At 40.1% G+C, this 26369-nt stretch carries 26 protein-coding genes, 1 tRNA gene and 1 pseudogene; 23 read left to right on the forward strand and 5 right to left on the reverse strand.

The features are described from left to right. Nucleotides 1-60: 60 nt before the first annotated feature. The 13 genes from DWZ33_RS11945 to DWZ33_RS12005 all read left to right on the forward strand — a co-directional run bounded on the left by DWZ33_RS11945 (nucleotide 61) and on the right by DWZ33_RS12005 (nucleotide 11859). Complete coding sequence (locus DWZ33_RS11945; RefSeq protein ID WP_118454968.1) at nucleotides 61-1116, forward strand: ABC transporter substrate-binding protein; 1056 nt, start codon at nucleotides 61-63, stop codon at nucleotides 1114-1116. Nucleotides 1117-1131: 15 nt separating this feature from the next. Beyond that, on the forward strand, nucleotides 1132-2208 hold the full coding sequence (locus DWZ33_RS11950; protein WP_022938308.1) for an ABC transporter ATP-binding protein: 1077 nt from the start codon (nucleotides 1132-1134) through the stop codon (nucleotides 2206-2208). Between the two features lies 1 nt (nucleotide 2209). Next, nucleotides 2210-3853 (forward strand): ABC transporter permease, encoded by a 1644-nt coding sequence (locus DWZ33_RS11955; protein WP_022938307.1) that lies wholly within the window; start codon nucleotides 2210-2212, stop codon nucleotides 3851-3853. 82 nt (nucleotides 3854-3935) lie between these two features. Next, nucleotides 3936-4011: transfer RNA gene (locus DWZ33_RS11960), tRNA-Glu, on the forward strand. Nucleotides 4012-4271: 260 nt separating this feature from the next. Then, nucleotides 4272-5258: a glycosyltransferase family 2 protein gene (locus tag DWZ33_RS11965; protein ID WP_182425685.1), complete on the forward strand. Its 987-nt coding sequence runs from the start codon at nucleotides 4272-4274 to the stop codon at nucleotides 5256-5258. Between the two features lie 223 nt (nucleotides 5259-5481). After that, nucleotides 5482-6357: a sugar phosphate isomerase/epimerase family protein gene (locus DWZ33_RS11970; protein ID WP_118454970.1), complete on the forward strand. Its 876-nt coding sequence runs from the start codon at nucleotides 5482-5484 to the stop codon at nucleotides 6355-6357. Continuing rightward, entirely contained in the window at nucleotides 6354-7409 is a 1056-nt protein-coding gene (locus DWZ33_RS11975; RefSeq protein WP_118454971.1) for a mannitol dehydrogenase family protein, read from the forward strand. The genes DWZ33_RS11970 and DWZ33_RS11975 overlap by 4 nt, the downstream gene beginning before the upstream one ends. 51 nt (nucleotides 7410-7460) lie before the next feature. Continuing rightward, nucleotides 7461-8093 (forward strand): bifunctional 4-hydroxy-2-oxoglutarate aldolase/2-dehydro-3-deoxy-phosphogluconate aldolase, encoded by a 633-nt coding sequence (locus tag DWZ33_RS11980; RefSeq protein ID WP_026880938.1) that lies wholly within the window; start codon nucleotides 7461-7463, stop codon nucleotides 8091-8093. Next, the gene (locus DWZ33_RS11985) at nucleotides 8068-8349 is read left to right on the forward strand and encodes an HTH domain-containing protein (protein WP_182425687.1); all 282 of its coding nucleotides are present in this window, start codon (nucleotides 8068-8070) and stop codon (nucleotides 8347-8349) included. Before DWZ33_RS11980 ends, DWZ33_RS11985 begins: the two co-directional genes overlap by 26 nt. Continuing rightward, nucleotides 8298-10010 (forward strand): BglG family transcription antiterminator, encoded by a 1713-nt coding sequence (locus DWZ33_RS11990; RefSeq protein ID WP_118454973.1) that lies wholly within the window; start codon nucleotides 8298-8300, stop codon nucleotides 10008-10010. Before DWZ33_RS11985 ends, DWZ33_RS11990 begins: the two co-directional genes overlap by 52 nt. Next, nucleotides 10003-10464 carry a PTS sugar transporter subunit IIA gene (locus DWZ33_RS11995; RefSeq protein WP_022938301.1) on the forward strand — a complete coding sequence of 154 codons (462 nt, stop codon included), beginning with the start codon at nucleotides 10003-10005 and terminating at the stop codon, nucleotides 10462-10464. The genes DWZ33_RS11990 and DWZ33_RS11995 overlap by 8 nt, the downstream gene beginning before the upstream one ends. Then, on the forward strand, nucleotides 10465-10779 hold the full coding sequence (locus tag DWZ33_RS12000) for a PTS fructose transporter subunit IIB (protein ID WP_022938300.1): 315 nt from the start codon (nucleotides 10465-10467) through the stop codon (nucleotides 10777-10779). Nucleotides 10780-10791: 12 nt separating this feature from the next. Then, on the forward strand, nucleotides 10792-11859 hold the full coding sequence (locus DWZ33_RS12005) for a PTS fructose transporter subunit IIC (RefSeq protein ID WP_022938299.1): 1068 nt from the start codon (nucleotides 10792-10794) through the stop codon (nucleotides 11857-11859). A gap of 78 nt (nucleotides 11860-11937) precedes the next feature. Here DWZ33_RS12005 and DWZ33_RS12010 read toward each other — a convergent pair whose 3' ends face one another. Beyond that, nucleotides 11938-12438 (reverse strand): DUF1836 domain-containing protein, encoded by a 501-nt coding sequence (locus DWZ33_RS12010; protein ID WP_022938298.1) that lies wholly within the window; start codon nucleotides 12436-12438, stop codon nucleotides 11938-11940. A gap of 148 nt (nucleotides 12439-12586) precedes the next feature. Here DWZ33_RS12010 and DWZ33_RS12015 point away from each other — a divergent pair, with 148 nt between their 5' ends. The 3 genes from DWZ33_RS12015 to DWZ33_RS12025 all read left to right on the forward strand — a co-directional run bounded on the left by DWZ33_RS12015 (nucleotide 12587) and on the right by DWZ33_RS12025 (nucleotide 15374). Then, nucleotides 12587-14167, forward strand: coding sequence for a hypothetical protein (locus DWZ33_RS12015; protein ID WP_118454974.1), 1581 nt, complete (start codon nucleotides 12587-12589; stop codon nucleotides 14165-14167). 90 nt (nucleotides 14168-14257) lie between these two features. Beyond that, nucleotides 14258-14557, forward strand: a complete 300-nt coding sequence (locus DWZ33_RS12020) for a hypothetical protein (RefSeq protein ID WP_118454975.1) — start codon at nucleotides 14258-14260, stop codon at nucleotides 14555-14557. Nucleotides 14558-14561: 4 nt separating this feature from the next. Then, nucleotides 14562-15374 carry a pentapeptide repeat-containing protein gene (locus tag DWZ33_RS12025; RefSeq protein ID WP_118454976.1) on the forward strand — a complete coding sequence of 271 codons (813 nt, stop codon included), beginning with the start codon at nucleotides 14562-14564 and terminating at the stop codon, nucleotides 15372-15374. A gap of 52 nt (nucleotides 15375-15426) precedes the next feature. Here DWZ33_RS12025 and gltX read toward each other — a convergent pair whose 3' ends face one another. Beyond that, complete coding sequence (gene gltX, locus DWZ33_RS12030; RefSeq protein WP_118454977.1) at nucleotides 15427-16887, reverse strand: glutamate--tRNA ligase; 1461 nt, start codon at nucleotides 16885-16887, stop codon at nucleotides 15427-15429. A 165-nt stretch (nucleotides 16888-17052) separates the two neighbouring features. On the opposite strand from gltX, the gene DWZ33_RS12035 reads away from it, so the two are divergent. The 6 genes from DWZ33_RS12035 (at nucleotide 17053) to DWZ33_RS12060 (ending at nucleotide 23343) form a co-directional block, all read left to right on the forward strand. Further along, nucleotides 17053-17520: an LURP-one-related/scramblase family protein gene (locus DWZ33_RS12035; protein ID WP_022938293.1), complete on the forward strand. Its 468-nt coding sequence runs from the start codon at nucleotides 17053-17055 to the stop codon at nucleotides 17518-17520. Nucleotides 17521-17666: 146 nt separating this feature from the next. Beyond that, nucleotides 17667-19181 carry a BglG family transcription antiterminator gene (locus tag DWZ33_RS12040; RefSeq protein WP_118454978.1) on the forward strand — a complete coding sequence of 505 codons (1515 nt, stop codon included), beginning with the start codon at nucleotides 17667-17669 and terminating at the stop codon, nucleotides 19179-19181. Between the two features lie 138 nt (nucleotides 19182-19319). After that, nucleotides 19320-20969 carry a PTS transporter subunit EIIC gene (locus DWZ33_RS12045; RefSeq protein ID WP_118454979.1) on the forward strand — a complete coding sequence of 550 codons (1650 nt, stop codon included), beginning with the start codon at nucleotides 19320-19322 and terminating at the stop codon, nucleotides 20967-20969. A 1-nt stretch (nucleotide 20970) separates the two neighbouring features. After that, entirely contained in the window at nucleotides 20971-21468 is a 498-nt protein-coding gene (locus tag DWZ33_RS12050) for a hypothetical protein (protein WP_118454980.1), read from the forward strand. 17 nt (nucleotides 21469-21485) lie between these two features. Then, nucleotides 21486-22211 (forward strand): ribulose-phosphate 3-epimerase, encoded by a 726-nt coding sequence (locus DWZ33_RS12055; RefSeq protein WP_118454981.1) that lies wholly within the window; start codon nucleotides 21486-21488, stop codon nucleotides 22209-22211. Beyond that, the gene (locus tag DWZ33_RS12060; RefSeq protein WP_182425689.1) at nucleotides 22198-23343 is read left to right on the forward strand and encodes an iron-containing alcohol dehydrogenase; all 1146 of its coding nucleotides are present in this window, start codon (nucleotides 22198-22200) and stop codon (nucleotides 23341-23343) included. Before DWZ33_RS12055 ends, DWZ33_RS12060 begins: the two co-directional genes overlap by 14 nt. 50 nt (nucleotides 23344-23393) lie before the next feature. Here the strand turns inward: DWZ33_RS12060 and DWZ33_RS12065 are convergent, their stop codons facing one another. From DWZ33_RS12065 to DWZ33_RS12075, 3 genes are all read right to left on the reverse strand, one after another. Next, nucleotides 23394-23594, reverse strand: a complete 201-nt coding sequence (locus tag DWZ33_RS12065; protein ID WP_118454983.1) for a helix-turn-helix transcriptional regulator — start codon at nucleotides 23592-23594, stop codon at nucleotides 23394-23396. Nucleotides 23595-23596: 2 nt separating this feature from the next. Then, nucleotides 23597-24256 carry a DUF2178 domain-containing protein gene (locus DWZ33_RS12070; RefSeq protein ID WP_244925875.1) on the reverse strand — a complete coding sequence of 220 codons (660 nt, stop codon included), beginning with the start codon at nucleotides 24254-24256 and terminating at the stop codon, nucleotides 23597-23599. 91 nt (nucleotides 24257-24347) lie between these two features. Further along, nucleotides 24348-25553 carry a CCA tRNA nucleotidyltransferase gene (locus tag DWZ33_RS12075; RefSeq protein ID WP_118454984.1) on the reverse strand — a complete coding sequence of 402 codons (1206 nt, stop codon included), beginning with the start codon at nucleotides 25551-25553 and terminating at the stop codon, nucleotides 24348-24350. Nucleotides 25554-25616: 63 nt separating this feature from the next. On the opposite strand from DWZ33_RS12075, the pseudogene mnmM reads away from it, so the two are divergent. Then, a pseudogene (mnmM, locus tag DWZ33_RS12080) lies at nucleotides 25617-26159 on the forward strand (tRNA 5-(aminomethyl)-2-thiouridylate-methyltransferase MnmM); the annotation flags it as partial. Nucleotides 26160-26369: the final 210 nt, after the last annotated feature.

Consider the following 26369-nt stretch of genomic DNA (forward strand, 5'->3'; position numbering starts at 1 on the left):
TTTAGGATATGAAAGCGTTATCACAATTAATATAATAAGAATATAAGGAGGTAGGCAAATATGAAAAAATTGACTATATTGCTTACAAGTATGTTAATGGCACTTACGTTAGGTGCATGTTCTTCAAATGGTGGTACAGATACACCAAAGGATGATGGAAATAAGGATACACCGAGTGAAACGGGCGGTAAATTAGTTGTTTACTCACCAAACTCAGAAGGTCTGATTAATGCAACGATTCCATTATTTGAAGAGAAATACAATATCAAAGTTGAATTGATTCAGGCAGGTACAGGTGAATTGATTAAACGTCTGCAATCAGAAAAAGATGATCCATATGCGGATATTCTGTTCGGCGGCGCGCATTCACAATATATCCAAAACGCTGATTTGTTTGAAAACTATACGTCTAAAAATGAAGGCTTAATCATTCCTGACTATGCCAATGAAACCGGTTATACAACAAGCTATGTGCTTGATGGTTCATGCTTATTAGTAAATACTGAATTAATCGGTGACATCAAGATTGAAGGCTATGCTGATTTATTAAATCCTGAATTAAAAGGTAAGATCGCTACAGCAGATCCAGCCAGCTCTTCTTCAGCATTTGCGCAATTAACCAATATGTTATTAGCAATGGGCGGCTATGAAGATGAAGGCGCTTGGAATTATGTAAAAGAATTATTCACAAACATTGATGGTAAGATTTCATCAGGTTCAAGTGCAGTTTATAAATCAGTCGCAGATGGTGAAATGGTTGTTGCTTTAACTTATGAAGATCCAGCTGCTACATTAGTTCGTGACGGTGCGCCTGTTAAAATTGTTTATCCGGTAGAAGGTTCAGTTTATCTGCCAGCTACAACAGGTATCATCAAGAATGCTAAGAATATGGAAAATGCTCAATTATTCGTTGACTTCATCACTAGCAAAGAAGTTCAGGATATTTATGGTACAACATTGACAAATCGTCCGGTATTGAAAGAAGTTGAAGTTGCTGATTTCATGACACCGATGGATGAAATCGTGCGTATTGAAGAAGACCGTGAATATGTAAATTCTCATAAGGATGAAATTGTTGAAAAATATAAAGATATTTATACTTCAGTAGCTAAGTAAAGAAGAGGGTTTAGTATGAGTGAAATTAGAATAAAGGATGCCGTCAAAAAGTACGGTGATAATACCATTATTAAAGATTTATCTTTAGATATAAAGGATGGTGAACTATTTACTTTACTGGGTCCATCAGGGTGTGGTAAAACAACGTTATTAAGAATGATTGCTGGATTCAACTCAATTGAGGGCGGTAGCTTTTATTTTAATGATAAGCTGATCAATGATATGGATCCAAGCAAGCGTAATATTGGTATGGTTTTCCAAAATTACGCGATCTTCCCGCATTTAACCGTTCGTCAGAATGTTGAGTTTGGTTTGAAGAACCGTAAAGCTGACAAGGATACTTTAAAGACAGAAACCGATAAGTTCTTAAATGCCATGCAGATCATGGAATATCAGGATCGTATGCCGGAACGTCTGTCTGGCGGTCAGCAGCAGCGTGTCGCTTTGGCCCGTGCATTGGTTATTAAACCTGATGTATTGCTGATGGATGAACCATTAAGTAATCTTGACGCTAAGCTGCGTTTGGAAATGCGTGTGGTTATCCGTAATATTCAGCGTGAAGTAGGTATTACAACAGTATATGTAACTCATGATCAGGAGGAAGCCATGGCTATCTCTGATCGCATCGCCGTAATGAAAGATGGTGTTATTCAGCATGTAGGTACGCCTAAGAATATCTATCATCGTCCGGCTAATGTTTTCGTAGCAACCTTTATCGGCCGTACGAATCTGATTAAGGCAGAATTGAAATCAGGTGTGATTCATTTCAGCAATGGCTTTACGATTGAACTGGATCGCTTAAAGGATCTGCCGGATCAAAGTGTTCAAGTATCAATTCGTCCGGAAGAGTTTGTGCTTTCACATGAGGCACAGGGCAGCGGCTTTAAAGCTGTGGTTAATGATTCTGTTTATCTTGGTTTAAATACTCAATATTTTATCAAGCTGGAAACGGGCGACGAAGCACAGATCGTTCGTGAAAGTACGATGGAAGATGATTATGAACCAGGCAGTGAAATGTATTTAGGTGTAAATAAGGAAAAAATCAACGTATTCACAGCGGATGGCGAAAGAAATCTCTTGTTGAGTGAATGATATGAAGAATAACAACAAGTTTAAATTAGACTTATGGGGCGGAATTACCTTAGGTATTTTGATCCTGTATGCAATCTTCCTGCTTTATCCATTGCTGAATATGTTTAAGGATGCGGTTATTGGGGCTGCTGGCTTAACGATGGAGCACTTTGCCAAGTTCTTTTCAAGACCTTATTATACCAATGCTTTAAAAAATAGTTTCGTGGTTTCCTTTGCGGCAACGTTCACTTCGATTGCCGTTGGTACGCCTTTAGCTTATATTTTTACTCAATATAAGATTAAAGGTAAAAAAGTAATGCAGATGCTGATCATTATCGCTTCTATGTCAGCGCCATTTATCGGTGCTTATTCATGGATTTTGCTGATGGGACGCAGCGGCGTTATCACAAATCTTCTGAAACCTTTAGGTATTATATTACCTGATATCTATGGTTTCGGCGGTATTCTGCTCGTATTTACCTTACAGCTGTATCCGTTGGTATTCCTCTATGTTCAAGGCGCGTTATCCAATGTTGATAATTCCTTGATCGAGGCCAGTGAGAATATGGGCTGTACAGGCTTCAGACGCTTCTTCAAGATTATTATTCCATTGATTATGCCCACTCTGCTGGCATCCTCATTGCTTGTATTTATGAGGGCTTTCGCTGATTTCGGTACACCGATGCTGATTGGTGAGGGCTGGCTGACATTCCCGGTATTGCTGTTCAATGAGTTTATTTCTGAGGTAGGCGGTGACTCAGCATTCGCAAGTGCTTTGTCGATTATCGCAATTTTAATTACTACCATTTTCTTCCTCGGTCAGCGCTGGCTTTCTAACCGTAAGTCATTCTCAATGAATTCACTGCATCCGATTGAAGAAAAGGAAGTTCATGGTTTTAAGAGCTTCTGGCTGCATTTCTACTCATATTTTGTAGTTGGTTTTGCGGTTATGCCGCAGGTCTATGTCATTTATACTTCATTTATGAATTATAAGGGCATGGTCAGACAGCCAGGCTATTCACTGGATCAGTATAAGCAGATCTTCTCATCATCGTTAGGCAGATCTGTATGGAATACATTATTTATACCGATCGTCGCTTTGATCATTATCGTATTGCTGGCAGTATTGATTGCATATATCGCAGTACGCCGCCGCAATTGGCTGACCGGTATTGTTGATACGATTTCCATGGTGCCATATATCGTGCCGGGAACAGTTATCGGTATCGCGTTGATTACAGCCTTTAAACGGCCGATTACCGGTGGTATGCTGATCATGGTTATCGCGCTTGTTATCAGGCGTCTGCCTTATACGATTCGATCCTCCGTTGCGATATTGCAGCAGATTCCAATGAGTATTGAGGAAGCTGCATTAAGCTTAGGCAGCAATAAAGCAAAAACTTTCTTCAAGATCACGATGCCGATGATGTCTGCCGGTATTATCTCTGGTGCGATTCTCTCATGGGTAACGATGATTTCTGAATTGTCGACAGCCATTATCCTATATTCTGTAAAGACGCAGACACTGACAGTATCTATCTATACGTCGGTTATCCGCGGTCAATATGGTGTGGCAGCCGCCTTGTCAACCGTATTAACGGTACTGACAGTTATTTCCTTATTGGTATTCAATAAGTTCTCAGGCGGTAAGAGCGTTCAATTATAGAATTGTAAAGCTCAGCAATTTTTATGAATTGTTGAGCTTTTTTTCTTGAATTTGATGCTGAATAGGAGTAAAATATATGTACGGCTCGTTGGTGAAATGGTTAACACACTGCCCTCTCAAGGCAGCATTTACGGGTTCGAACCCCGTACGAGTCACCATATGCTAATTAACGTCTAGAAATAGGCGTTTTTTTTATGCTTAGTGCTATCAATGTCCAATTTATGCCTTAAAATAAAAGAAAGCTATAATGCTTGTTTCTAGTCCTTCAATGAGTACATTTTAGAGTCTGTATTCAAATTATCATTATAACAATGTCAAAATAAAAATAGCTTAATTGGCGTATTTTTGCATTTAATCGTAATTCTTTGATATAATGTCGTTGTTTGTTAGCTGCTGAAATGGTAAAGGAGGAATGCAGATGGATCACGGACTTATAAGTATTATCATACCGGTTTATAATCGTGAAGATAAAATTGGCCGCTGTCTGGATTCAATTCTCGCTCAGACATTTCATGATTTGGAAATTCTTATTGTTGATGATGGCAGCACGGATCAGACCTTAGCGGTATGTGAAACCTATATGGAAAAGGATCAGCGCATTCAATTATTCCAAATTGAACATCAGGGAGTATCGGCTGCCCGGAATAAAGGCATTGAAGAGGCCAACGGACGTTATTTGCTTTTTGTTGATTCCGATGATTGTATTGATGCGGAAATGACAGCTGCTCTCATGGCACAGGTCAAGGCTACGGTTTTAGTTATGTGCGGTTATGTTTTAGAAACCGAGAATAAAGCTTATGTGCATGTCTATGATGAAAAACAGGCGGTAAGTCTATGTGATAAAACGGAATTAGCGGTATTCAGCCGTAAAAGTCTGTTAAATTCACCTTGCAACAAACTTTATGAACATCAAATCATCATGGACAGACAGCTGCGTTTCAAAGAGGAGCTGCATTGCGGTGAAGATCTGGTGTTTAATATGAATTATTTGCTGGCAGTTGATCAGATACTTGTAATTAATCAGCCTTATTATCATTATTGTTGGGGCGGCAGCAGTCTTTCCAGAACCTTAAGCAGCAATAGTCTTCTTTATGTTGAGCAGATGCGTCAGGAGGTTTATGCACTGCTTCCTTTCTATCACTTAAAGGAAAGGGATATTGCTGAAATCTATCGCAGTATTTTAGCTATGAATTTGAATATACTGGATGCCAAAGGCTTTTATTATCGGTTAATGAAAAAGGATTGGATGAAGGATAAGCTGAATGAAGATCTAACGGCATTAAAACCGCTTTTAGCATATACTTCAGTTTTTGTCCGCTTACAGGGCTGGCTGCTTGAACATCAGCTGTATACCATCGAATGGCTGCTGCGCCGTATGTATCGGCTGGTTCGAAATTATCAATGATCTGATTTATTTGAATAACACTATCGGGGGGCAAAAGGCCTCCCTTTTTTGGTTGGAATTACCAGTAACTTGTCTGCTTGATGATTTGATAATGAATCACTCAGTTGATAGAATGAGTATGCCTAAATTTAAGACAGCTTTTTTTCAACAGGCTGTTGAAAGAGAATATCGGCTTATATGCATCAGCTTTGATAAAATGAAACTATGAAGGAGGTTTAACCTTATGCCTATTTATCAACCATCAATATTAGTATCTAATATACTTGATCCGCTGACTCATAATGAGCAGGATCTGTGTCAGCTTTATCAGCGTTTAGGGGAACTGAAACGGTATGCGAGTATTGAAACACGTATCATGAAGGAAGCATCAGTGCGAGCTGTCTGTGATGAAGTGTTTAAAACTGAACAGCTGACGTTTTGGATTACCGGAGAGCTGTCGCGGGCTGGTCTGAATTTGTCTTCAGTCAATGAGTCAAACCGGCTTTCAGCAGTGGAAAAAGTAAAGGAAATGATGCAGCTTGCGGCACTTGGCCGATGCACATGGCTGGGGATTGCCAGCGGCGGCATTGAGACGACGCTTAATGAAGGCATTGACGCTTTTGTGAAATCAGTGAGTGAACTGCTTGATGAAATCAATATGAAGGCCTATCCATTCAAACTGATTATTGAGCCCTTAGATCAGTTTGCCCATAAATGCAATGTTCTTGGCACCACTGAGACAGTCTTAAGCTTTATGCATCGTCTGCCGGCATCAGCCATAGAGGATAAACAGGTTTGTTTATGCTGGGACAGTGCCCACATGGCTTTAAATGAAGATGATTTTGAAGCATCCTTTGCCGCGTTGGCACCCTATATCGTCCGGGTACACTTTGCGAATGCCATCCTCGATAAACAATCACCGCTTTATGGTGATCATCATTTGAATTTTTGTGAAGAGGGCTTTTTAACGCTTAAGAGTGCCCGTGCGATTAAAAAACTGATGGATCGCTATCTCACGGGTGAAATCAGCGTTGCTGTGGAAATCCGTGAAAAGGAACGTGACCACGCGTGGCAGCTTGAGGCTGAAAGCTATGCTTTCTTGATGCAGGTGCTGCAATGAAGCGGGTTATGATTCTTGGTGCCGGCAAGTGCGGGCGCGGGTTTATTCCGCGTTTTCTGCATGATGTTAACCTATGCTTTTGTGATAAGGATGAAGCCTTGATTCAATCCCTCAACAAACAAAACAGTTATCAGATTCATTTTTTCAATGATCGGCCGACACTGACAATTAACTATGAGGAATGCTGTGTTTTTGGCAGTGAAAAGGCGCATGAAGCACTCATTGCTGCTGATATTTTATGTATTTCTATCGACTGTTCCAACTATGCCGACATCGCTGTACAGCTTAATGAGTGGATCAAAGAACGTGAATTTCCATTAATCATTCTGTTCTTTGAAAATGCCGTTAATGCGGGCGAAAAGCTGCTGGTTCATTTGGATCAGGCAGCGGCAAATAATTGTGTGCTTTTGAATGCCGGCGTATTTACCACAACAGAAAATGCGGAGGGCCTGGATATGATTTCGCAGGATCTGGATTATCTGCCGATTCAAAACAGCGGCTTGATCTTGCCTTTAAAGGGGATAACGCGGATTGATGATTTTACTTCATTAATGAAACGCAAGCTGTACACATATAATTGTCTGTCAGCGGTTATTTGTTATCTAGGCTATCTGAAACATTATGAGTGGCTCGCTGAGGCGGCTGATGACGCGCAAATTCATGAAAAGCTGATGATGCTGCTGCCGGAAATGAATCAGCGGCTGGCCGATTATTTTCAGCTGTCTTTAGCGGAACAGCAGCAATTTGCGAAGAACGCGCTGATTAAATTTTCTGATCCTTATTTAAAAGATCCCATTTCACGCAACGCGCGCAATGTCAGCCGCAAGCTGGGAAGTGATGAGCGTTTATACAAACCGCTGCAATTATTGCATGATGGCGGACGGGATGTGCTGCTTGAAACGATCGCCGCTGCCTGTGTCTATGATTTCTATGAGGAAACGCATCAGGGCATCGCATTATTAAATCAGTTTAGCTATACCGATGAGGAATGTGTAAAAATTAAAGCTTATTATGAATCATTCATTTTGCAGCAGCCTCCTGCAAATGCATAAATTTTCAAAATCAGAGATCAAGGATACAATGAAATCAGAAAGGAGGGGTCGATGATGGAAGGATGTGTCATATCAATATTAAGAGGTTATACGTATGAACAGGTAAAGGCAGTCTGTGATACCTTATGTCAGAGTTCAAAAGTAAAGAATGTAGAAATAACCTTAAATACTGAAAACGCGTTGGAAATCATAAGCAGAATTACCAAGGAATATGGGCATTGCCTGCATATCGGTGCCGGTACAGTCGTTACCCATGATGAAGTAAAAGCAGCTATTGCCGCGGGTGCAGAATTTGTTCTATCCCCGGTTGGCTATACGAAAGCAATGATCGATACATGCCACGCTCATGATGTAATCGCTATTCCCGCCGCCTTTACACCTCATGAAATTTATACCCAGCTTCAGCTTGGTGCCGATCTTGTCAAGGTTTTCCCCGCCAATGAGCTGAGTTGGACTTATGCGAAAAAGGTGATGGAACCATTAGGTGATCTGCCATTATTAGCGGTTGGCGGTGTTAATGCGGAAAATGTACAGGAAGTATTAAACAGTGGCTATCATTACGTTGGCTCGGCAGGCGGTATTTTTAAGAAACAGGATATTATAAACTGTGATCATGAAAAACTGCTTGCATCATTGCGCAGGTTTGAAGCGGCGCTTGATGGAGAAACCCATGCTGTCAGCTAAACAAAAGGAATTGCTGAATATTTTACTGCGTCAGCAGCAAAAAAGCACGGTGGAACAATATGCCCGTCAGCTGAATGTTTCAAAGCGAACGGTTTATTCCTATCTTGATTTACTTGAACCTGAACTCAATCAGCGCGGTTATACATTGCTGCGCAGCCCTGGTCAGGGGTTGAGGTATTCAAGGGGAAAGCCATCAATGAAGAAATGGATGAAGAAACGGATCTGTTCTCCATTGAAAGCCGGCGGATGGAATTAGTTTACCGCATTCTGCTGAAGCAAAACAAGGTATCACTGGATGCCTTTGGTGATGAATTCTTCATATCTGAAAGCTCGATCCGCAAAGATATCCTTGCCATGAATCAGCTGCTGGAAAATCCAAGCGGGCTTCGGTTTAATATCAGCCACAAGGAAATCACGCTCAGCGGTGAGGTCAATGAACGCAGTGTCTGTGAAGCCTTGATTCAATTAAATGAAGGCTTTCTGATCGGCAATGACTTTCATGAAAAGCTGGCTCATCTCAGCGCGCTTTATGATATGCAAATCATTCAGGCGGTAATTGCCTTAGTGACGGATTATATTCAGGATGTGAAAATCAATCTCGCTGAACATTATATGACCAATATCTCCTCAGTGTTAATCGTATTAGCCAGCTTTGCATCCGCCGGCCGGCATATTCAGGATGAAGACAATCTGCTTGACTATGACCGCATTCGCTTTTTACCGAATCAAATTCTCGCTAAGCAGTTTCTCTCAACGCTGACCGAGCAGCTGAATGTTGAATTCAGTGAAGGCGATGCTCAATTTCTTGTGGAATATCTGGTTGCAGACCGCATTCAGATTCATAATTTTGAGAAAATCATGGAAGCTGATCGGGTAATTTTTGAAAAGATCCTGCAAAAAATGGAAATGCTGATCTATGTTCAATTCTCAGATAATGAGGAATATCGGAATAATCTGCTGCTGCATCTCAACGCGATGACCTTTCGTCTGCGTAAAGGGTTAAAGCTGAAAAATGAATTGCTGAAACAAATTAAAAGAGAATTTGAGATGCTGTTTAATCTTACTTGGGTCGTACTGGAAAGTGAAGCCGATGCCTTGCATATTCACATCAGTGAGGATGAGGTTGGTTTTCTGGTGATTCATTTCCAAAATTTTATCGATCTTCAGCAGCGTACTAAACGCATCTTGCTGATCTGTCCGCAGGGCATCGCAACCTCAGAACTGATTTTAAACCGTTTGCGCATGGTACTGCCGGCCTTTAACGCGATTGAAACAGCTTCTACCTCTAAAGCGCTGCGCTGCAATTTAGACAGCATTGATTTTATCGTATCAACTGTTGATGTAGAAGATATTCATAAACCGGTCGTCCGCGTATCACCGGTCATCACGGATGAGGATCTGCGCAATATCATGTCTTTCTATCAGCAGCAGATTCTTCAGCCGCCGAAAAATGAGCGCAGTGAATTAAAATTATCCACCTTAAAGCGCTATCTGCATCCTGATTTTATTATTGAAGGTGAAGCTGAAAGCAAGGAAGAAATTATCATGAACATGGCGGAATTGCTGAAGCAGGCCGGTTATGTAAAGGAAGGGTATGCCCAATCCATGCTGAGCCGGGAAACCGTAGGTTCTACGGATAATATTTATCAGATTGCGCTGCCGCATGGTGATATTAAGCTGGTTAATAAAACAATTATCAGTTTCTATTTGCTTAAAACAGCAAAAAAATGGAAAAATCACACCGTCAAGCTCGTTATTTTCTTCAATATCGCAGAAAATGATCTGACAATCAGTAAAAAAATCTTAGATGACTTATACTGCCTTATTAAAAGCCGTGAGCTGGCAGAGGCATTCAGACAGAATATTGATCAACGTACGATTCAGGTACTGTTAGGAATAGGGGAATATTATGATTAGAAAAGAACTTGTATTTGTAGATGAAGAAGTTGACAGCCAGAGTGAAGCGATTGAAAAGCTTGTCCATCAGGCGGTTCAGCTTCAGGTTATAGAGGATGAAGAGAGCTTTTTAAAAGCCATCTATCATCGTGAAGAAGAGTTTTCTACCGCTGTCGGTTTTGGCGTAGCTATTCCGCATGGTATGAGCGACACAGTACGCGAAGCTTTTGTCGGCTTTATGAAACCCAAACATACGATATTATGGGGAAATGAACAAAAGGAAGTTGATCTGCTGTTTATGATCGGCGTACCGGAGAGCAGAAAAAATGTGATTCATTTGAAGCTGATTTCTCAAATCAGTAAAAATCTGATGAAGCAGGAATTCAGAGAAAAGCTGTTGGCTTGTAAAAATAATGATGAAGCATTTCAATATTTAGAAAAAATAAACGAAGATATCGCAAAGGAGCTGAATTAAATGTTTGTAGTTGGTATTACGGCTTGTCCGACAGGCATTGCTCATACTTATATGGCACAGGAGTCATTAGAGGCTGAGTGCAGAAGACGCGGGTATGAGTATCACATTGAAACACAGGGAAGTATCGGTATTGAAAATGAACTAAGTGAAGAGGACATTGACCGTGCGGATATGATTATTTTAGCAGTCAGCATTCAAATTGAGGAGGAAGAACGTTTCGAGGGGAAGAACGTTTATTATGGCAATGTTGATGAAGCTATTTCATATCCTGAACGGATTTTAGATAAAGCATTAGAGCATTATGGACTAAAATAAAAGGAGAACATTATGGAAGGGTTAAAGAAAGAATTAAAAAATATTCAAAAAGCGTTGTTGACAGGAACATCATACATGATGCCATTAGTAGTTGCCGGCGGTATCCTGTTCTCATTCTCATTGCTGGGCGGTGATGCGACCTCTACCGGTATTGTCGTTGCCAATTCATTTATGGCTAACTTAAAAATTATTGGCGCGGCTGGTTTATTTATGATGATTCCAGTATTAGCCGCTTATATCGCTTATTCAATTGCCGGCCGTCCAGGGTTGGTGCCAGGCTTTATTTTAGGGTATATCGCCAATAATACGATTGGTGATACAGGGGCTAAGACAGGTTTTCTGGGTGCTTTGATTTTAGGTATATTAGCGGGTTATTTTGTTCGCTGGATGAAGAGCTGGAAGGTTCCCAACGCGATTAAATCAATTATGCCGATTTTAATTGTACCGGTTGTTTCAACATTTGTTTTAGGTATCTTCTATATATATTGTATTGCTAACCCAATGGGTGAATTAATCAATATCTTGATGGATTTCCTGACCAATATGAACGGCACCAATCAGCTTTTATTCGCAATCATTATCGGTGCGATCTGTGAGATTGATATGGGTGGTCCAATTACTAAGACAGTGACGATGTTTACTATTGCGTTGATTGCGGAAGGTGTTATGGGGCCAAACGGTATTTATCGTGTATGTCCGGGTATTCCGCCAATGGCAATCTTCTTATCAACAGTATTGTTTAAGAATAAATGGACTCAGGCAGACCGCAATGCGGCTAAGACCGCGGGTATCATGGGCTTCATGGGCATTACCGAGGGAGCAATTCCATTTGTAATTGCTGATTTGAAGCATATCCTGCCGTCAACGATCACCGGCTGTATTGTCGCGGCGGTCATCGCGTCATTGACTGGCGTATCCTCACCGGTTCCGCATGGCAGCTTTATTACCTTGCCGATGGTCGATGGCAAAGTCGGCTTTGTTGTAGCTATCGTGGTGGGAACGATTGTCGCAGCCGTTATGATGGGCTTACTGCGCAAACCAATTGAACAAAAAGAAGAAAAAGCAGTACCAAATAATTAAAACAATAAGTCAGCGTAAGCTGGCTTTTGTTTCGGATAATAAAAGAACACTGCGTGCAGTGTTTAATTTTATAAATGATTAAAGATAAACCTTTTCTACATAGACGCGGTTAGCGGCAGCCAATACCATCGCGCGGACAAGAATCGTTTGCTGCGTGCGTTTTGTTTCCAGTGAAGGCAGCGGTTCACCGGTAAAATCAAAGGCTTCTCTTAACGCATTTTCAAACTCAGTACAGAAATAATCATAGGCTGTCTGCAGATCATATGTTTCTTGCTGGATTTGAAAGAACTGGCCAATCTGCTGAACCGTAAAGACTTGTTTTAAAATACCTAAAACAATCATATAACAAAGATGCTGGCGATAATATTTCTTTTTAACGGGTGAAGGCAGAGCATTATTTTTTATATAATTGCTGATCATCGCACCGGTGATAATCTCATTCCCCTGCAGGCTGATCGGTGTGAGCGCGGAAGTCACAACGTTGATGACCTGTTCCAGATAAAGACCGATATCCGGCAGCTCATGGTAGCGCGGGCAATGGAAATTACGGGCTTCTTGTATGGCTTCTTCACGATTCATTGGACTCACCTCTTTTAATGTCTGTTTTGGAAATTGTAGCATGCAACTATGATTCCGTCAACAATCAGGGTTTACAAAATGTCTTTAATGTGATAATCTAATGTTCGACATTCGATAAAGATATGTCGAACATTGAAAGGAGCGTTTTATGAAAAAGAAAATGACCGCGGCAGCGCTGAGCGCGATGCTGCTTATGGCTGGATGTTCTAACATTACTGGGATATCCTCAGACAAGCTGAATGATAAAGCGGTAAATCTGGATAGCTTTGCTGCTCGTCTTGAAGAAAATTACTATGTTCAGGAAGGAACGTATAAAGAAGTGGACACGCTTGAGCTTGCCAGTAAGGGACAGCTGACTTCCTGCTTCGGTAATAATCAGGGATCAAGCTATCAGGTAGCCTTCCTGCCGCCGGCACCGGAACAGAATGCTGCCAAGGGGATCGCGGCGCTTAACTGGGCGGATGAGGAAGCAGGTAAATTTGATGATCCGGCAATTGAAAATGCCCCGGCTAATCCATATTTTGCGCCGGTCGGCTGGTCTTATAAGCTGCGTGAGGATGAGGCTATCGTCTTAATGCTTGAATTACCGCAGGAATGTAAATACTTCTCAATCGGTGCATACTTGATGCTTACCGCGAATGACCCAACAATGGATCTGAGCTATGATAAATATGCTTTAACCGTAAAAGGCAGTGAAGAATCAGGCAATTACAATGTGATTTTCGGCAGTCTCGGTGATCAACTGAATAACCGCAATATCGCTTCAACAGCGCTGCTTGATCAAAAAACAGATGCTTTTGGTTCCAAAGCTGTAATCGTTATGGGCGGTGACAAGAATACGAATGAAGAAATGAAATCATTGCTGATTGAAAGCGGAATTCCTTCTGAGATCATCAATGTACTGGAAATTCCATCACAAACGTTAAATCTCGGACTTGAAAAGGGAGCTGATACATTTGGTATCTTAGGTCGTGTATCACAGCCTGCCGATAGTGAAGCCAATAAGCAATATATGGCTAACTTAGCACAGACATCAACGCTTTATCGTATTACCCCTAAGGTAAAGGATGCTGTTGAGGAAATCCCGGCATTAAAGGTTGTATCAAGAGGAACCGGTGAACATGAAGCAGCTCAGCTGGGTTATGCTTCAAAAGATCTTGATCAGATCCGTCAGTCTATTCTTGATAAGTATACGGCTCAAGGGTACACATATACGGAGCTGATGCCGCATATTTCAGTACCTGACGGCATTACTTCAATTTTTAATACTTTAAATGGCAAGGGTGATAATCGTGATACTTCTTATTTAAGCACCGATTATTTTACCTTCAACAGCGATGAGGATTTTGTTGTGATTTATGGTGTAAATCATACTAAGACAAATAAAGCAATTTATTCCAATGCGGTATTGTATGGTGTTGAGAAACTGAATGGGGTTACCAGTGTTTATGATGATCAATTTATTGGTTCAGCGGATGCTTATTTGAATAATGGCAGCCATGACGCGGATAATTATTATGTTTATAAGCTGGATCGCTACGGCAATGAGCCATACAGTGCCATTGTGCCAAAGAGTACAGGCAATGAGGATGGCAAATATTATGGCTTGGATGACGGTGCTGATATGCTGATTGCCTTCCGTGCTTATATTGAAGAAGCTACGGGTGTAGGCCCTGACTATAATGAAATTGTCTATGACCGGGCGATTGTTTTCCATAAGCCGCAATAAAGAAATTTACCAGGTTTTAATGCCTGGTTTTTTCTTGCGTTGCAATTTATATCTGTTATACGTTACAATATTCATAGGTGGAAAGGGGAAATGCGGATGCGCTGTCCCAATTGTCATCAGCAATTAAAAGTAAATCGAATCATCAAGCAGGCTGACTGCGAGGCATGTCATAAGCAATATCAGTATCATTATCGAAAGATAAATTTGATTGCTTTGCTGCTGCTGATTCTTTTGATTAGTTCAGTTTTGATAAAATGCTTGAGCTATTTTCGTACTGTCTGGCCCGCTTACTACCCTTTGATTTTAATCCTGTTTAATCTGACAATCTATTTTATCACGCCTAGAGAATGGATTGACAAGTTTATATATCAGTTGATAGAAAAGGAATAGAGATATGGAATATAATGGTTGCGATCGATTTAAAATTGACTGTGCGAAATGCTGCGGGCTTTGCTGTACAGCCCTGTATTTTGCGAAAAGCGAGGGTTTCCCGCAGAATAAAGCGGCAGGGGTGCCATGTCAGCACTTATGTGCTGATTTTAAATGTGAGATTCATGATGAATTGAGTTCACGAAAAATGAAAGGCTGTATGGCTTATGACTGTTTTGGTGCCGGACAATGGGTGACTCAGCATGTGTTTAAAGGTGCTGATTGGCGGCAAGCTGATAAAGCATTAATGTTTGATGTCTTTATCAAGGCTGTGCAGCTGCATCAAATGCTCTGGTATCTGAGTGCGGCGAATGATCTTTTAAAGGATTTGAAGCTGATGAAAGAAATTGATGGATATATCAATGAGATTGTGGAAGAATTAAATGAATCAGCGGTTCAATTGGCGGCGTGTGATGTTGAGAGACTGCGGCATCGAGTGAATCAGCGGTTAAAGCAAGCGTGTGGTTCGATCAGCTGTCAAGCCTGCGGCAAGCATATTATAGGCCATGACGCGCCGGGAAGAAATTTCAAAAAGGCTGATCTGAGCGGTCATGATTACAGCATGTGTCTGCTGATGGCGGCGGATTTAAGAGGCTGCAGGTTAACAATGACGAATTTTTTAGGCGCTGATCTGCGTGATACTGACATCAGAGGTACAGATCTTAGTCATAGCTGTTTTCTGACTCAGGGGCAAATCAATGCGGCAAGAGGGAATGCGCAGACAAAACTGCCGGCTAATTTAAGTATGCCTGCAGCATGGCTGAATGAGACTGTTTAATTTTAAAATAAAAATCCTGCATTTTCAGCTGAACTGATTTGCAGGATTTCTTTTATTTTTGTAATTGAGCAATGGATGCGTCAATGCGGCGCAGAGTTTCTTCCTTGCCGATAATTTCCGCAATTTCAATCGCACCGCCCGGTGTCATTTGTTTGCCTGATACAGCAATACGTACTGGGAACAGCAGCTGACCATTCTTGATTCCTAGGGTCTGTACTAAATTCATCAATGTATCATGAATTGAGGTTTCACACCATTCAGTTAAGCCTGCCAGCTCTTTTCTGGCGGCAATCAATGAATTCAGTGAAATTTCCTCATTCGTCTTCATTTTCTTGTTGATATACAACTCATTGCTGTAAACAGGATAATTGTCGAAGAAATCAATCATTTCCGGTATTTCATTTAATACTGAAACACGGGTTTGAAGAATCTTCGCAATTTCTTTCTTATCATAGCTTTCAGTTTTAACCGCTTGATTAATATATGGCAGAACTAGTTCATAGAATTCTTCCAGTTCCATCTTACGCAGATACATGCCATTCATCCAAGTCAGCTTCTCAATATCAAAGATAGCTCCTGAGGTATTGATGCGTTTTACGTTGAAGGCTTTCTTTAATTCCTCTAGGCTGTAAATCTCTTGTTCACTTTCTGGTGCCCAGCCTAACAGCGCGATGTAATTGATAATCGCTTCCGGCAGATAACCTTTCGCAACAAGATCCTGGAATGAAGCATCGCCATTGCGTTTTGACAGCTTGTGCTGTTCATCTTTCATCACTGGCGGACAGTGAATGTAGGTTGGAATCTTCCAATCGAAAGCCTGATAAATCAGGTTATATTTCGGTGTGCTTGAAAGATATTCATTACCGCGGACTACATGCGTTATATCCATCATATGATCATCAATGATGTTGGCAAAGTTATAGGTAGGGAAACCATCTGATTTCAGCAAAATACTTTCATCAAGGGTTGCGTTATCAACCGTAATGGTACCATAAACCTCATCTTCAAATGAAGTTGTGCCCACTGGATCAATGTTTTGGCGAATTACATAAGCTTCACCAGCCGCGATACGCGCATCAATTTCTTCCTTGCTTAAATGTTTACATGGATCATCATATTTAAAAGATAAACCGGCAGCCATCACTTCCTGACGCTGAGCCTCAATATCTTCCTCTTTACAGAAGCAGACATGTGCGCCGCCCAATTCAACCAGCTTCATCGCATATTCCTTATAAATACCTGAGCGCATCCGTTCAGATTGTACATAAGGTCCATACTCTCCGCCGATATCCGGTCCTTCATCATGACTTAATCCGCATTGCTTTAATGTTTCATAAATAATATCTGTGGCACCTTCAACCAAACGGCCTTGGTCCGTATCTTCAATTCTTAAAATAAAAACGCCGTCATCTTCTTTTTTTGCGACTAAATATTCATAAAGAGCAGTTCGCAAATTACCGATATGCATATAACCGGTAGGACTTGGCGCAAAACGAGTTCTTACTTTTGTCATCCTAACCCCTCTTTCACGGTTCTTATTATACTTTGCTTTTGATTATGTTTCAAACCTTTTTATGATAAAACCATGATTCTTTTCATATTTATATGACGCATTTGTAAGCTTAGCTGATTTTCTTAGGTTAAATGCTATAATATCAAGTAATCAGAGGTGATAAAAATGCGGTTATTGATTAAACAAAGGGTATTTACATGGTCAGATACCTATGATGTTTATGATGAATATGAAAATCCTAAATATTATGTAAAAGCGGAAATTTTCGCATGGGGGCATCAGCTTCATGTCTATGATCAAGAAGGAAATGAATTGGGTGTGATTCACCAAAAGGTGCTTTCCTTTTTACCGGAATTTGAGATAGAGATAAATGGCGAAGTGATCGGAACCATTTATAAGAACTTTACCTTTTTTTCAAATAATTATGAAGTTGAATATATGGGATGGAAGGTGGAAGGTGATTATTTGGGTTGGAATTATGATATTTATGATGGTGAAGAGGCAATACTGCATATTAATAAGAAGGTGCTGGCATGGGGCGATACCTATGTGCTTGATATTATGCGTGAAGAAGATGAAGTTAATGGCTTACTGCTGGTACTTGCCATCGATGCCGCTAACTGTGGCAAATAAAAGCTCTGAATGTTGAATTTCGGAGCTTTATTAATTTTCATTGCCTTGATGCTCTATTAGTTTCCATAAGCTGGAAATGCAAAAGGAAACAATTAGTGATATGATATGAAATAGTAAACCCCTGAATTATTGAAGGAGGTTTTCATATGTCTGAGTATTTATATTTGCAGGTGTTTAAAATTCTTCTGCAAAGTGAAACTGTCTTAACAGGGGCTCAACTAGCAAAGCAATGTAATGTTTCTGTTAAAACCATCAGTAACACAATGCCGAAAGTACGGGAAGCTGCTGCTAAGAATCAGCTGCATCTCAGAGTCAAAAAGGGAATTGGCTATCTCATTGAGGATGAGGTTAGTTTAAAGGCAGCTGTTGCTGCTCAAATTAAAAATGATCAGCCAATTCTTTTTGAACAAGAACGCATTTATTATATTCTGCATTGTCTGCTTAATGAAGAAAATTGTCGTGTCAAATACCTTGAGTTCAAATTACATCTTTCACGGCCTACAATATATAAAACATTAGAAGCTGTTGAGACTTGGCTGCAGCCGCTCAATATCTGTTTGGAACGCACTCGCAGCAGTGGCCTAAAAATCATTTGCGGTGAAAAAAGACATCGTCTTGCGATTGCTCAATGGTATAATGAAACTAACCGATTTATTAAGAATCAGTCAGTGGAGTATGCGGATCCTCTGCATTTGAAAGATTGTCTTGCTACATATCTAAAGGTGTATAATAAGAGTCTTTATAATGAATTTATTCTGGAAATTCAGAAATTATATGGATTTGAATTTCTAAAATATGATCTTGAACAAATTGTTATAATGATGCATATTTCAATTCAGCGTTTGTTAAATAAGCACACAGTCAGTTTTCCTAATGGTTATGTTGCTTTGATAGAAAAAGCAGGATTAACCACCTATGTGCGAGAACTTGCGCAGATTGTTATGAAACTGTTTAAGATTAACTTGCCTGATGCAGAGGCTTTTTATTTATTCAGTATTGTTTTTGCCAGTGAAACTTATAATGACAAGCAGATTCTTGCTGATCAAAAAGCAAAAATTCAGATCAGTTTAGAACTTCATCAGCAAATTAATACATTCATAGCAAAACGAATACCATTAAATCCTGATGAAATGAATGCTTTATTAATAGATATTGAATCTGCATTAAAAAATGAAATCATTTATCAGGTTAGAAAAGCTGTACCAACTGCCAGTGATTTTTGTGCGCGTACAAAAGCAAACTTTCCGCGTTATTTTCTTTATGCGCAAGAAATCTATGAAATGATTCAGACAGTTTATCCGCTTAAATATGTTTTAAAGTTTCATTGCAGTTTAACTATGCTTCTAGCAGGCTATGCGGAAAAGGTTAAAACGAAAGTTACTATTGCTTTTGTCTGCAATTGTGGAAGTGCTGAACAGAAATATATGCTATATATGATTGATAAATATATTCCTGATGGTGTTGTCAGCTGTGTCTTCCAATATAATCCACTTAAGGTCAACGATTATAAACAGTTTGACTGTGATGTGATTGTGTCAACGCTGCCGCTTTGTGAATTATCATCAGATGAATATCTGCTGCTGCCGCCCTCTTTTACTTATGAGAATTTGAACTATATCAGTCAAATTATCCATCGCTATTTTGTGAAAATAAATCAATAAAAGAAAGGACTTCGTAAAAAATTACCGTTACTTTCAGTAATTGGATGATACGCAGTCCTTCTTGTTTTCTTGTTGTCAGCACTCCTATAATGAAAGTGTAAGGTATGCGCATACTTACTGAAAAGGAAGGGAAACAGAATGGAAAAGACAAAGAACAACACCCTCACCAAAATCACAGGAATTTTCCAATATTTTGCCGGTGCTCTTATGGTGCCAATTATTATATTAGTTGTGTGCGGTATTTTAATGGGGTTTGCGAGTCCGTTTGTTAATTACATATTTACTAAGGGAACAATGGCTTACAGCATTGCCTATTTCTTTATGTCAATTGCTCAGATGATTATGTCTAATTTACCTTTATGGTTTTTGGTTGGCTTATCAGTTGGCATTGCTAAGAAAAATAAAGGTTATGCTGCATTGGCCGGTGTGTTTATGTTTATGGCGTTTAATCTAGTAATTAGTAAAAACGCTGAATTGGCTGGTTTTACAGCTCAAACAGTAAATGTTGAGCATTTAGTTAATGATCTAGGCTATCTTGAAGCTGATGCAATTATTTATACAAAGCTATTTAAGAGTGTATTAGGTGTTTATACATATGATATGAGTATTTTTAGTTCTATTATTTGTGGCTTAACGGCAGGTATGGCGATGAATAAATGGGGCGATATCAAGCTTCCAAACCTGTTTGAGTTTTTTCAGGGACCAAAGTTTGTAATATTGCTGATTCCATTATTCGCAGTGGTTTTCGGTACGCTCAGCTATTATTTATGGCCAATGGCGGATCGGGCACTAACAGCTTTATCCGTTTATATCAGTAATTCGGGTTTGTTTGGTACTTTTATATATGGAGTGCTGAATCGAGCGCTTTTACCTTTTGGTATTCATCATCTGATTGCTAATCCACTGCTTTACACAGATCTTGGCGGAACAATGATTGTGGATGGTATTGAATATGCAGGTATTCGTAATATTGAGAATGCGCTAATAGGATCGCCGACAGCTACTTCATGTTTAGTCAGAAATTTGACGAATGGTCGGCTTCCACAAAACTTTGGGGCTTTTCCTGGCGCAGCTCTTGCTATGTATCAAGCTGCTAAACCAGAAAATCGAAAAAAAGTTGCAGCAATATTAGTACCAGCTGTATTCACTGCTGCTTTTGTAGGAATAACTGAACCTATTGAATTTACGATTTTACTGGCTAGCCCAGCGCTGTTCTATCTTGTTCATGTGCCGCTTAGCGGCTTAGGAATGGTATTAGCTGAAGCGTGCGGTGTAGCCCTGCAGGGCTTTGCACTAGTGTTTATGATTCCAAATCTGCTGCAGCCACAGAAGATGCATGCTATGGCGTTAATTTGGATGATTCCATTATTCTTTGCGCTTTATTACTTTATCTTTAAATGGGCAATTGTTAAATTTGATCTTAAAACACCTGGCCGTGAGACGAATAAGGAAATTCGTTTGAACAGCAAACGAGAGTATCAGGAAAGTATTGGTTTGAAGAAGGCAGATACGAAGGAAACCAAGACAGAAGATGTTTCAGCGTTGGCTACAGCAATTATTGAAGCATTTGGCGGTGAAACTAACATTCAGACACTGGAAAATTGCTTTTCACGGCTGAGGGTCACGGTCAAGGATACCGCTTCAGTCAAGGAACCAGAGTATTGGGTTGATCAGCTTGAAGCAATTGGTACAATGCAGAATGGTAATGCTTATCAGATTATTTATGGACCAAAAGTCGCCAATTTGGCGGCAGCTGTGAAAGAAAAACTGAATATGAATAATTCTTAAGATGAAATACGCTAAAAGACTATTGAAAACCGATCGCTTTGTCATGCTTGACATGGCTAAATATTTCAGCTTGATGATTGGCGTAATGGATATTATCTGTTTGTATTTCATAGCGCTGCAGAGGTCTGTGAATTTTCTTGAAATGATAAGTGTTGAACCAATGATGAATATTCTTTTTATGATTGCGATGCTGATGCTGGTGATTGCGGCTTATTTCTATCTGGTTGTTAAGGCGTTAAAGGATGAACAAAATGTTGAAAGCTGTTTTTGGCATCTGATGATACTGACAGTCATTAATTTGCTGTTGTTAAATTATCCAGCGGCAGCAGCCTCACTATGGGCAATATTCAGATATTTTAACTGGCGCAGTATACATTTGGCGGATAGTTGGAAGCGGCGGTTAGCAAAGCGTGATAAGCTGGGGTTATTGGCAGGATTAGTGATGTGTCTGCTGTTGGAAAGTATTTTGTATCTTTCAATTTATAATGTGAATTGTTGATGAAAGGAGTGTTACATATGAAACATATTAAAATTGCCGCTGGTATGGCTGGTTTCTTTGATTATGGTAATGTTTGCGCTAATATGAAAGAAGCATTGGATGCCGGCGCCGACTATTGCCATTCGGATGCTGCGGATATGTATGATTTGCGTAATCTGCAGCTGATGGGTGGTCATCAGATTATTCGGGCAGTACGTTCAGTCACTGATAAACCAATTGAATGTCATTTATATACGAGAGACTGCGATAAAATCTTTATTGATAAAATTGCAGCCGCAGGCTGTTCAATGTTAGTGCTGCCAGCTGAGAATTTTATCGGCGCACCATTAGCGTATATTATTAACTGGTGCCATGAGAAACAGATGAAGATTGGTTTAACAATCGGATGTTATACACCGCTATGTTTTCTTGAAGAATCAATTTATGACATTGATCGTTTACATATTGTGACTCATGGGGCTGGTAAACCGCTGCCTAATGAAACTTATTCGTGGCCGTGGCGGCGCAGTGTTACAGATTTGATTTGCAGGGCAAGAAAGCTGATCGATGAAAAGAATCCTGCCTGTGAATTAGCTGTTGATGGCGGAATGAAGGCTTATAATCTTGAGGAAATAGTTGCCTGTAATCCTGATGTACTCATTTTCTCAAGAGCACTTTATGAGGAACCCGAAGGAATTACGCAAGGTGTTCAAAAAATTAGACAGGCAATTGATAAGGCAGCTGAAAAATATGGTATTGAATAATTTTTACCATTACCAGCCAACGCGAATACATTTTGGCTGCGGTCAGCTAAATGAATTGCCTGAAATTGCTTCTTTTTATGGCAGAAAATTTTTGCTTGTGACTCCTTATGAAAACATGGCTTTAAAGCCAATGTTTGACCGTGTCAAACAGTTAATGACCCAAGCTGGTTATGATTTGGTAAACTTTCAAAAAGTAACCCCTAACCCTGTTATGCCAATGATTGATGAAGCAATCAAACTGGCACACGAGAATAACGTTGAAGCAATCATTGCTCTAGGCGGCGGTTCAGCTATTGATACTGCTAAGATTATCGCTTATTGTGCTAAGGCAGGTATTGCAGATTGGAACGAATTGATGATAAAGCAAAGCCCATTTGTTTTTTCTTCAAAGAATCCTGATGCCTTACCGCTGATTGCTGTTCCCACAACCTCGGGAACGGGTTCGCAGGTTACGCAGTGCGCAGTGGTTTCAGCAGCTAATAATTTAAAACATGGCATTCACAGACGAGAATTTTTCCCTGATGAAGCGATTGTCGATCCAGAATTAATGCAAAGTCTCCCTTATTCATTGACTGCCAGCACTGCATTTGACGCCTTTTGCCATCTCAGCGAATCTGCGATGAAAAATAGTCTTTCGCCAGTTGCAATGCCACTAGCGGAGAATGCTTTGGGTATGATCATTGATACTTTGCCTGCTATGAGGCATCATCCAACAATTGAGGGCAGGATTAATTTAGCGGTAGCTGATACGATGGCTGGAATATGTTTAGCAAATGCCGGCGGTGGTTTACCGCATCATTTTGGCGAGATGATAACCAGTGCGATACCAACCGTAAATCATGGTCAATCACTTGCAATATCATTCCCTGCTTTTGTGAAACTGTATTATACAGATCAGCGATATCATGACTTTCTTTTTAAATTGCTTCACCGTATCGATCATCGCTTTTGTGAAAATGATGATCTTGCAGAAGGCATGCGGATACTGCATGAATTCATGAAATCTATTGATCTTGATCTGCGTATCTCCTCCTTTAAACCAACAGATCAGGAATTAAGGGTACTTGATGGATTTATTGCTCAAGATAAGCAGGCTGAATGTTTGGCTATTCTGAAAAATGAATGCATTTAACAACAAAAAGCATCTGAAAATCTCAGATGCTTTTTGTAAATATGGAATGCTTATTCGAAAATGAAGATTTCCTCAATGGGCGCTTCCACAATTCTTGATATATCCACCGCCAGTTTTAGAGAGGGGTTATACTGCGCCTTTTCAAGCCGCATGATTGTTTCGCGGCGCACGCCTACTAATTCTGCCAGCTGTTCCTGAGTCAGATCCTTCAGCACCCGATATTTTTTTAAGTTACAAATAAATTCAGACATACTTACTCCGATAATTGCTCGTCATGATCCAGACGGTACAGAAAATACTCACATAAAAATAAAGTAAGGGCGATATCTAAAGAAAGCGTGATGGTCAGAATGATGGCAATCATGTCAAGATTATGAATGAAGCGTCCCTGAGAGACGATGATAACCGCAAGGAATATGATCGTGAAACCAATTTTTAATGCCTTTAGCTGGGCGGCTTGAGCGTTTTGCTGAAAACGTTCATCAATCAATGTGTCCGACATTTTACCTTCCAGGAAAAAGCTGAAAAAGCCAAAGAAAACAAAAAAGCAGAAAGGAAATATCGAAGCATCAATCTGATAAGTCCAAATGCCGGCAAAACCTAAAAAGCCAAGGAAACCAAGATAACCTAACTTAGGACTGATTTTTCGCGTTTTATTTTGCGCCGGTAAAGCTTTCTGGCGGTTAAGGCTCGCTTTAAGCAGAATAATGATAACCACACAGATATAAATGAGAAGCAGCAGGATCGAGGCTAAAAGCGGCAGATCGCTGAGCTGAAAAACATAAGCTGAAGCATCCATTGGATAAACGATGCGGCCAGCATTATAAAACAAATCATAACCAACCGACAAAAGCATTAAAACAACAATTAGAATACCAGCTATGGTTAAGCCTTTAATTTTAGATTTATTCACTGACAATGACTCCTTCTGTGAACTATTTATCACTTTATAAGACAAATATATCACTTATCGGCACTCTTGACAAGTAAAAGATACAAATAAATCACTTTTTTCTTATTTCGATATATTTAATCAGATCTTCACGATTGTTTTTTACTTCCTCGCTTAAAACAGCGTCGATTAATTGATCAAGGCATTCACGGATCGCTTTACCCTGTAAACCAAGCTGCTGACAATCATTGCCATCAACCGCCAGTTTTTGACGGTCAATCAAGTCATTTTGATTCAGCTGGCGCAGATGCGTTAATGCGGCTTTGTGATCTTCATGAAAGAAGGCTTGCCGCAGGATCAGCAGATCGTTCATCCATGCTATATTATTATGATGATCATAGAGGCATTTTCTAAATGCGTATGGACTATCTATTGGTGTATGCAATGCATCAAGCAGCATAAGTACATAATCTCTTAATTGACGGCTGACCTTCCATCGCATTAATATAGCTTCAGCTTCATTGATAGGTGACAGCAATGCGGCAAGCTTAAGCGGCAATGAATTTGGCAGAGTGTTTAGCTGTGTATTGATCAAATTTAATTCATCATCGTTTAAGCCATTCATTTCCGGCAGCAGTTCTTCAAGCAGCTGAAGACTGATGAGCATTTTTAATAAGTCGGGATTGCCGTCTGTAAGCATACTGAAAAATTCACTCGTAATCCGCTCAATAGATATATAATGCAGATCTGAACGCTGGGCAATCAATGCCTGATGTGTCTTATCTTCAATAGCAAAATTAAAACGATGGGCAAAACGTACACAGCGAAGAATGCGCAGCGCGTCTTCTTGAAAGCGTGTGATTGGATCACCGACACAGCGAATCAAGCCTGCTTTTAAATCTTCAAAGCCATGATGCTCATCAATTAAACCAGTTTCAGGCGCATAAGCCATGGCATTGATTGTGAAATCACGGCGTTTTAAATCTTCGCTGAGTGAGCGGGTGAAATTTAAAGAGGCAGGCGAACGATGATTTGCATAGACTTCCTGTGCGCGGAAGGTTGTAATCTCAACCGCATGGTGTTGATAATGAACGGTAATAGTGCCATGCTTCAGTCCGGTTGGAATGATTTTAAAGCGATTGTCAAAGCAGCTCATAGCTTGCTTCGGGAGTGCTGAGGTGGTTATATCATAATCATGAGGAACCTGCTTCATTAATGCATCACGAACACAGCCACCGACAAAATAAGCTTCATAGCCGTGTTGTATCAGCTGCTCATAGATTTCTAATAATGCTGGCTCAAGTGTAAATTCAATCATCTGAAACACTCCTTTCAATGTTTCTATTATAACATTTTATGATATACTTATCGAAGAAATGAGGGTGTCTCTATGAAGAAAATCGTTGATTTAGCGCATGACTTTTTGAGTGAAGTATTAAATGAAACAGATACAGCCGTTGATTTTACATGCGGGCAGGGATTTGACACATGCTTTCTAGCCGTTCATTGTCAGCATGTATTTGGCTTTGATATTCAAATGGAAGCAATCAAGCTGACCAAGCAGGCGCTCTCTGAAAGAAATCTAAGCGCAGAATTGATTCTTGCCTCACATGCGAAAGCGGCGGATACGGTTGATCAGTTTAAGGCCGGAATCTTTAATCTTGGCTATCTTCCACATGGTGATAAAGCCATAACGACACAGGCGCTTGAGGTCATCAGCGCCCTTGATCAGATGCTGCCAAGACTTCTGACCGGCGGCCGGATCATCCTTGTATTATATCCAGGCTTTGCGCATGGTCTTGCGGAAAGTGCGGAAATTGAAAGCTATTGTGAAAAATTACCTGCTAAGATTTATGATGTGACCAGAATACAATTAACGAACCGATGTCAGGCACCGTATCTGCTGCTGATCGATAAGCATTAATGTCCGTGAAATGCGGACTTTTTATTTTTCTGTATGAAAGCTAGACTTTTCATCATTCACATAAAATTCCAAAAACTACACTTTCAGCAAGTCATTCATAGCATGAAATTATATCGGTATGTCCGTAATATAGATACACATGTATGCTATATAAAACTAACAAAATTTAACTAATGTGCAAATAGCTTATGAAATCAAGCTTTCTTACAA

This window comes from Dielma fastidiosa (assembly GCF_003475485.1).
GTDB classification, from domain to species: domain Bacteria; phylum Bacillota_I; class Bacilli_A; order Erysipelotrichales; family Erysipelotrichaceae; genus Dielma; species Dielma fastidiosa.

Bases quoted from the DNA above. Each gene is read 5' to 3' on its own strand.
- DWZ33_RS11945 (WP_118454968.1), top strand. From the start codon at position 61: ATGAAAAAATTGACTATATTGCTTACAAGTATGTTAATGGCACTTACG.
- DWZ33_RS11950 (WP_022938308.1), top strand. From the start codon at position 1,132: ATGAGTGAAATTAGAATAAAGGATGCCGTCAAAAAGTACGGTGATAAT.
- DWZ33_RS11955 (WP_022938307.1), top strand. From the start codon at position 2,210: ATGAAGAATAACAACAAGTTTAAATTAGACTTATGGGGCGGAATTACC.
- DWZ33_RS11965 (WP_182425685.1), top strand. From the start codon at position 4,272: ATGGATCACGGACTTATAAGTATTATCATACCGGTTTATAATCGTGAA.
- DWZ33_RS11970 (WP_118454970.1), top strand. From the start codon at position 5,482: ATGCCTATTTATCAACCATCAATATTAGTATCTAATATACTTGATCCG.
- DWZ33_RS11975 (WP_118454971.1), top strand. From the start codon at position 6,354: ATGAAGCGGGTTATGATTCTTGGTGCCGGCAAGTGCGGGCGCGGGTTT.
- DWZ33_RS11980 (WP_026880938.1), top strand. From the start codon at position 7,461: ATGATGGAAGGATGTGTCATATCAATATTAAGAGGTTATACGTATGAA.
- DWZ33_RS11985 (WP_182425687.1), top strand. From the start codon at position 8,068: ATGGAGAAACCCATGCTGTCAGCTAAACAAAAGGAATTGCTGAATATT.
- DWZ33_RS11990 (WP_118454973.1), top strand. From the start codon at position 8,298: ATGGATGAAGAAACGGATCTGTTCTCCATTGAAAGCCGGCGGATGGAA.
- DWZ33_RS11995 (WP_022938301.1), top strand. From the start codon at position 10,003: ATGATTAGAAAAGAACTTGTATTTGTAGATGAAGAAGTTGACAGCCAG.
- DWZ33_RS12000 (WP_022938300.1), top strand. From the start codon at position 10,465: ATGTTTGTAGTTGGTATTACGGCTTGTCCGACAGGCATTGCTCATACT.
- DWZ33_RS12005 (WP_022938299.1), top strand. From the start codon at position 10,792: ATGGAAGGGTTAAAGAAAGAATTAAAAAATATTCAAAAAGCGTTGTTG.
- DWZ33_RS12010 (WP_022938298.1), bottom strand. From the start codon at position 12,438: ATGAATCGTGAAGAAGCCATACAAGAAGCCCGTAATTTCCATTGCCCG.
- DWZ33_RS12015 (WP_118454974.1), top strand. From the start codon at position 12,587: ATGAAAAAGAAAATGACCGCGGCAGCGCTGAGCGCGATGCTGCTTATG.
- DWZ33_RS12020 (WP_118454975.1), top strand. From the start codon at position 14,258: ATGCGGATGCGCTGTCCCAATTGTCATCAGCAATTAAAAGTAAATCGA.
- DWZ33_RS12025 (WP_118454976.1), top strand. From the start codon at position 14,562: ATGGAATATAATGGTTGCGATCGATTTAAAATTGACTGTGCGAAATGC.
- gltX (WP_118454977.1), bottom strand. From the start codon at position 16,887: ATGACAAAAGTAAGAACTCGTTTTGCGCCAAGTCCTACCGGTTATATG.
- DWZ33_RS12035 (WP_022938293.1), top strand. From the start codon at position 17,053: ATGCGGTTATTGATTAAACAAAGGGTATTTACATGGTCAGATACCTAT.
- DWZ33_RS12040 (WP_118454978.1), top strand. From the start codon at position 17,667: ATGTCTGAGTATTTATATTTGCAGGTGTTTAAAATTCTTCTGCAAAGT.
- DWZ33_RS12045 (WP_118454979.1), top strand. From the start codon at position 19,320: ATGGAAAAGACAAAGAACAACACCCTCACCAAAATCACAGGAATTTTC.
- DWZ33_RS12050 (WP_118454980.1), top strand. From the start codon at position 20,971: ATGAAATACGCTAAAAGACTATTGAAAACCGATCGCTTTGTCATGCTT.
- DWZ33_RS12055 (WP_118454981.1), top strand. From the start codon at position 21,486: ATGAAACATATTAAAATTGCCGCTGGTATGGCTGGTTTCTTTGATTAT.
- DWZ33_RS12060 (WP_182425689.1), top strand. From the start codon at position 22,198: ATGGTATTGAATAATTTTTACCATTACCAGCCAACGCGAATACATTTT.
- DWZ33_RS12065 (WP_118454983.1), bottom strand. From the start codon at position 23,594: ATGTCTGAATTTATTTGTAACTTAAAAAAATATCGGGTGCTGAAGGAT.
- DWZ33_RS12075 (WP_118454984.1), bottom strand. From the start codon at position 25,553: ATGATTGAATTTACACTTGAGCCAGCATTATTAGAAATCTATGAGCAG.